Raw genomic sequence first — 2,322 nt, 5'->3', positions numbered from 1 at the left:
ACGGGTACATGGTTTTGAATATACCTGGCTCGACAGCGAAGAGGGCGTGAGACAAGAGGACGCCAACTGCAGCCAGCCCCCTCAACCCCTCTAAAGCAATAAAACGCCCAGATCCGGCCTGCCCTGCCGCCATTGCGTTCATGGATACTCTGCCCCTTATGATGCGCCGGTTTCGACTTGGTCTTCCTACAAAGTCCACGCTCGTGAACGTGAGCTGGAAAGCACGGGACATTGGCTTTCCTGCGCTATGAAGCATCATGACGGATGGGTAAACTTGATTGTTTGGATATAATGCATCCATGGGATGGATATGGGGGCCATGCCCACCGGCGACAGCCGGTCCTGGATCTGAAACTCGGCCTGATCGTCCGAGAGACAGTAGAGCGCCTGCAGCACCATGATCCTCAACATCATCACCGCATCGAGGGGCAATTTACCGCTGTGGGAGCCGATCAATTCGGCCGGTGGCTGCCGATCTCACCGCTTTCGCGTCATGCAGGCACACTTCGGCCCTGGTGCCAGACATAGCGCGTGAGGTTGTAGGCGAGATTGGCCATGCCGATCTTTGTCCTGGCCCGCCCGACAGACGATGGTCCGCACGAACAGGCCATGCGGGCTTTCTGCTGTGCGAAGACGTGCTCGACGAAGGCGCGGATTTTTGAGCGCCGGCCATTGGCCCGTGCCATCGCCTCGCTCATCGGCCGGCCTTTCGGCTTCTGGTGAATGTCGGAGAAGTAGCCGTGCTTCTCCAGCCACGCCTCATTCTTCTTCGAGCGATAGGCCGTGTCAGCCCACACCGTCGAGCGGTGTTGTTCTTGTCCAGCACGTTTCGAAGCTGCGCCCCGTCATAGGCCGAAGCGCTGGTGACGTTCCAGCCGCGGATGAAGCCGTGCCGGCGATCGAAACGACTGTATTCTCACAGTTAACGGTTCTGCCTCACTTTGTGTGGCGGGATTATCCTGTGAGATCAAAACTCATGAAGGATGACCACGCATTCGAAAAAGCACTGGGCTCCGGGCAGCGGCGTGAAGGTCTTGCGCGTTGCGCGAATGGGCAAGGACGGTTGGAAGGTATATGCCTCGGTACCGGAAAAAGGGATCTGTCCGGGTTGTGGGATGCGATCACGCCGGCGCCACGGTTGGCGCCATAGACGCCTTCAGGACTACCCGGCGCACGGGGACACAGTAACCGTCGAACTCCGCATCGGCCGCTGGCGATGCGCATTTCAGGACTGTAGCCGCAGCACCTTTTCCGATGAGGTTTCTGTTGCAGCTCCTCATGCCCGTCGGACAGCGCGGACGGCGCAGATTGCCAGCCACTTGGGCCATGCCACTGGAGGAAGGCCTGCCGAGCGTCTGATGCGGCGTCTCGGAATGCCGGTCAGCGACGACACGATTTTGCGCCACCTCAAACACAACGCTGCAGGCGCCGCTCCGCCAGCCAGGATCATTGGACTTGATGATTGGAGCTGGCGGAAGACATGGCGCTACGGCACCATTGTTGTCGATCTCGAGCGACGTTCTGTCGTTGACATCCTGGAAGACCGGAGCGTCGAGAGTGCCGCGCACTGGCTGAGAAGGAACCCTTCCGTCGAGGTGGTAAGCCGCGACCGTTGCGGCCTATATGCGCAGGCGGTTCGGGAAGGGGCTCCGCAGGCAATACAGATCGCTGACCGGTTTCACCTTGTTCAAAATCTTCGTCTGGCGGTCGAAGAGCAGATGAGCCTATCCGGACGATCGACCGGAAGGTCTATTCTGTCCGAGCAAGACAACGTCGATGCCGCGCTCCATCGGCGTCGCGCGCGCCTGGCACACAGGCAATCCCGAGATCAGGTGTTCGCAACGATCCACTCATTGCACAGTGAAGGGCTATCCTATTGCGAGATCGAGCGACGGACCGGCTACAAGCGGCGGACCGTGGCAAAATGGCTCAAATTCGAGACGCCGCCGGACAGGCGTCGAGCGGCATTGAATCCGAGATCGCCTTGGTACTTCGAGAAATTCTTGGCCCAGTGCTGGAAAGACGGGAATCGCTGCGGTCGGCATCTGTTTCATGACGTCAAGCAGCGTGGATATACCGGCAGCTTTTCTAACCTGGAGCGTACTTGGAGCGTGGCGCAGGGCTGAGAATCCGACAACCAGTGAAGTTACGACTGCGTTCAGTCTCGATCCAGTCAGAGATCCAGATACCGGTCATGTGATCTCCCCTGTCGTAGCGGCAGCACTTTGCATCAAGCCCCGCGGATTGCTAACCGCCAAACAGGCGCGAAAGGTTGACGCTTTAAAGCGAGGATCGCACGCGTTCGCCACAATGCGTAGCTTG

At 58.9% G+C, this 2,322-nt stretch carries 2 protein-coding genes and 2 pseudogenes; 1 reads left to right on the top strand and 3 read right to left on the bottom strand.

Annotation, left to right across the window (positions count from 1 at the left end; all coding sequences use genetic code 11):
- The 3 genes and pseudogenes from C9427_RS34590 to C9427_RS33470 form a co-directional block, all read right to left on the bottom strand.
- A partial coding sequence (locus tag C9427_RS34590) for a hypothetical protein (protein WP_208636462.1) occupies window positions 1-232 on the bottom strand: 232 nt, incomplete at its 3' end.
- A gap of 98 nt (window positions 233-330) precedes the next feature.
- Window positions 331-438, bottom strand: a pseudogene (locus C9427_RS35185) (transposase); the annotation flags it as partial.
- Window positions 439-491: 53 nt separating this feature from the next.
- Complete coding sequence (locus C9427_RS33470; protein ID WP_208636460.1) at window positions 492-797, bottom strand: hypothetical protein; 306 nt, start codon at window positions 795-797, stop codon at window positions 492-494.
- A gap of 186 nt (window positions 798-983) precedes the next feature.
- Here C9427_RS33470 and C9427_RS33465 point away from each other — a divergent pair.
- Window positions 984-2,322: pseudogene (locus C9427_RS33465) on the top strand (ISL3 family transposase); the annotation flags it as partial.

It is taken from the genome of Mesorhizobium helmanticense (assembly GCF_003034915.1).
Taxonomy (GTDB): Bacteria; Pseudomonadota; Alphaproteobacteria; order Rhizobiales; family Rhizobiaceae; genus Mesorhizobium; species Mesorhizobium helmanticense.
The sequence above is the reverse complement of the archived record's forward strand: the minus strand, read 5'-3'. Positions and strand labels throughout refer to the sequence as shown.